This window comes from Acinetobacter brisouii, assembly GCF_008993995.1.
GTDB classification, from domain to species: Bacteria; Pseudomonadota; Gammaproteobacteria; order Pseudomonadales; family Moraxellaceae; genus Acinetobacter; species Acinetobacter brisouii_A.
In genome coordinates this window covers 1-3424 of sequence record NZ_BKNN01000133.1, presented here as the reverse complement: position 1 = coordinate 3424, position 3424 = coordinate 1, and the positions used below count along the sequence as shown (strand labels likewise).

General features: G+C 37.9%; 4 protein-coding genes. All 4 read left to right on the top strand.

What is annotated here, in order from left to right; genetic code table 11:
* Positions 1-216 precede the first annotated feature (216 nt).
* Positions 217-1497 carry a tyrosine-type recombinase/integrase gene (locus GBN19_RS15125; RefSeq protein ID WP_151778672.1) on the top strand — a complete coding sequence of 427 codons (1281 nt, stop codon included), beginning with the start codon at positions 217-219 and terminating at the stop codon, positions 1495-1497.
* Between the two features lie 6 nt (positions 1498-1503).
* On the top strand, positions 1504-2340 hold the full coding sequence (locus GBN19_RS15120; protein ID WP_151778671.1) for a hypothetical protein: 837 nt from the start codon (positions 1504-1506) through the stop codon (positions 2338-2340).
* A gap of 117 nt (positions 2341-2457) precedes the next feature.
* Entirely contained in the window at positions 2458-2748 is a 291-nt protein-coding gene (locus tag GBN19_RS15115) for a helix-turn-helix transcriptional regulator (protein ID WP_151778670.1), read from the top strand.
* 240 nt (positions 2749-2988) lie between these two features.
* On the top strand, positions 2989-3231 hold the full coding sequence (locus GBN19_RS15105) for a hypothetical protein (protein ID WP_151778668.1): 243 nt from the start codon (positions 2989-2991) through the stop codon (positions 3229-3231).
* Positions 3232-3424 lie beyond the last annotated feature (193 nt).

Genomic DNA, 3424 nt, shown 5'->3' with positions numbered 1-3424 from the left:
TTAAATCAATGAGTTCATTGAAATGTGAGAGTGAGGGTAATGTTTGTTGGAGTGTTAAATCTAAATGATGTGATAAATTCATAAAAAAAATGAGTGTATTTGCATACACTCATTTTTACAGCAATTTGCATTTTTTTGCTTAACTGACTGGCATTACTATTAATGAGGGGAGTTTCGTTTTTTCCTGAAATTTATACCGTCAAATGAGGTTAAAAATTGGCTAAGCAATCCAACAAACTGACAGCTAAAACCGTTAAGAATCTAGCTTACGATCCTGAAAGCAGTAATAAGCATGCTGATGGTGGTGGGCTGTATCTTTTCATTCATAAAAACGGATCAAAATATTGGCGTTTAGATTACCGCCGTCCAATCAGTCAAAAACGAAATACCTTAGCTTTGGGTGTCTATGATGAAGTCACCCTAGAGAAAGCACGTCTAAAACGTGATGAAGTAAAGCGTATGCTTGCTGATGGCATTGATCCCGCAGAGGAACGGAATCACTATCGGGATGAACTCAGAGCGAAGCTTGAGAATACCTTTGAAAAATTTGCTACTGAATGGCTAAAGATTCGTGAGCTTGAAGGTAAAGTAGACCGAGAGACAATCCGCAAACTCAATCGTGATATCTTGCCTTTTATTGGCAAATTACCTGTGACTGATTTAAGTGTCGAACAGCTTGAGCGTGATGTAACGAATAGCCTTGTAGAGCGTGGTGCTCTTGAGTCGGCTCGCCGTGTTAAATCTATTATGGGTATGGTTTTAAAACTTCCGTTTAAACGCCGTCTAATCACGTATAACCCAGCTTATGACATTACCTTACCCAAACCTATTAAAGGTAATCATAACGCCGTAGTAAGCGAATCAGAGCTTAAAACAATGCTCCAAAAGATTTGGCGATATCATGCGGAGAGTCCTCGTGCACGTTTAAGAACAGAGCTTGCGTTGAAGCTTTCAGCATACATCTATCAACGTCCAAATGAGATCCGTGAATTGCTATGGGAGCACGTCGATTTTGAGAATCAGCGTCTTTGCTTTCGTGCATCCAAAACATACCAAGAACATATTGTTCCCCTCTCTCGCCAAGCTTTTGACATTTTGAAACAGCTCGAAGATATGCGGACTACTTCTGTATTTGTTTTCCCAAGTGTTAAGTCATCAAGTGAAAGCATGAGCGAGGACACGATTCGTCAAGCACTCAATAGACTTGGCTATAAAGGCAAGCACACGGCGCATGGCTTCCGAGCAACGGCGCGCACAATCTTAGGTGAAGAGCTTGAATATCGAGTAGATATTATTGAGCATCAATTAGCTCATACAGTACGTGATCCCAATGGTACTGCTTACAACCGTACTAAGTTTTTACGCCGTAGACGTGAGCTGATGCAGTTGTGGGCTGACTATTTGGATACTTTACGTCAAGGTGGAGACGTATCTGTATTTAAACCTCAGAGTGAAGACAATATCATTGCATTTCATTTAGGAGCAAAGGCATCGTAGCTGCAAATGCAATACATACCAATTGATGAAGTAAAAAATAAACTCGGTAGTTATAGCAAAATTTCCAATTTAGTCTCTTCGGGCGAATTGGAAATTTGCTACCGTGTGAATAATTATTTTGCTTCAGTTGATGATATTTCAGGACTGGTTCATTCAATTGAATACGGTAATCAAATATTTATTGCTGAAAATACAGAAGAATTAGAAAAAGTAATTTTAGATCCCAAAAATACTCTTAGTGTTTCCCAAACACAGAATGCTTTAAAGTTAAAACATCTAGAAAATCAGATTGCCAACGATAAAGAAAAATATAGAAATTTTCCTTCCCCTGAAGAGCTGATTCATAGACCAGTCTTCAAATGGGTATTTCTAGAAAACCATCCACGTATTGAATTTTTAAAAGGAAAACTAGAATCTGGAACCAAAGTCAATGAACTTGAATTATTTCCCGAATTCTATACCGATTACTCTGATATAGAGAAAGCCCACAAAAAACTAGATTTAACATGGGGAAGAAAAAAAATTTCAAGAGATGAGTTATTTATTACTACTCGTAGTTGGAATAAATTTATACGTAAACCAAAGACAAAAGATGCTATTGATAGATCTGAAGAAAATTTAAAGCAAGATCTACATCAATTAATCCTGATACTTAAACATATTATTATGCAAGAGTCTGGAGCTACCCAAAAACAACTTACTGATCAAATCATCAAACTACTGAAACCTAAAGGCTCAAAATTGCATGAAAGTAAAATTAATAAAATTTTGCATGAAGCAAACACACACGCCAATGAAGTTTTAAGAAAAAATATAATTGAAATATTTAATAAAAACAAATGATTAAATTAAAAAATTTATGTATTTTTTGAGAAAATTATTTCTAAATCATCCTTAATAGTAAATCCTTCTAAACTCCTCATCACTACGAAACACTACCGTAATGATGAGGAATTATCCATGTCCCCCCAAGATCCTAACATCTACAAACGCTTACTAGCACGTGATTATTGGCGAATGTGTCAACTCGCCACAACCGCGGAACACAAAGAGCGCATCTATAAAACCAAGGACGGTTTAGAGCGAAGAATCAAAGCCCGCCCTCCATCTTCAGGCATCTTACCATTAGGCAGGTCAACCATCTATGACTTAGTCCGTAAAGGAGATATGCCTGCGCCTGTACGCTTGAGCGAACGTGTGAGCGCGTGGCGTACCACTGACCTAATCGAATGGCTTGAGTCAAAACAGTAATGCAAAACGAATTATTTACAACTTGGGAAGCCGCAAGGTTTCTAGCCCAATGGCTACCTTTACGCTCTCAAAAGGCTTGGTATCGGTATCTGATGATTAATCCCTCTCAATACCTTCATCAAGATGGATACAAACTGAATGTCCAAGTCATCAACGGCGAAAGACGATACACCAAAACCACATTAGTGGCATTTATAACCTCTCACCTAAGCTCAGGTGAACCAAAACAAAGGAACCAACATGACTGAAGTAATGAACCGCAAATGCTCTGAAGAGCTAGCTAAGCTAAAACAAGAGATCATCGATGATACGATTCATAATCTATTAGAAGAGAATGATGGGACATTTGATCTTAGTACAGAACAAGGGATCAATGTGGCTGTCAACTATATGGTTGATTACCTCATTCTCAATAAAGTCGATACCAATGCACTCGACCTAAAAGAAAATTTAATTCGTCGCTTACCGCAGAGTAAAGTCTGATGAATTTAACAATTATCAGCACTGAACTTTTTGCAGATATTTTAAGACACAGTGAAATTCTAGAGGTTGAACCGTACCGGGTTTGTCGGAGACTTTTTTATTTAAGTTAGGCCACCTGACCTAACGGGTTAATCTTATCATAGTACATTGCTTCAAACTCAAAAGGCGATACATAACCCAGTGCACTGTGTAC

Coding starts and splice junctions, on each gene's coding strand:
- GBN19_RS15120 (WP_151778671.1), top strand. CDS start 1,504: ATGCAATACATACCAATTGATGAAGTAAAAAATAAACTCGGTAGTTAT.
- GBN19_RS15115 (WP_151778670.1), top strand. CDS start 2,458: ATGTCCCCCCAAGATCCTAACATCTACAAACGCTTACTAGCACGTGAT.
- GBN19_RS15105 (WP_151778668.1), top strand. CDS start 2,989: ATGACTGAAGTAATGAACCGCAAATGCTCTGAAGAGCTAGCTAAGCTA.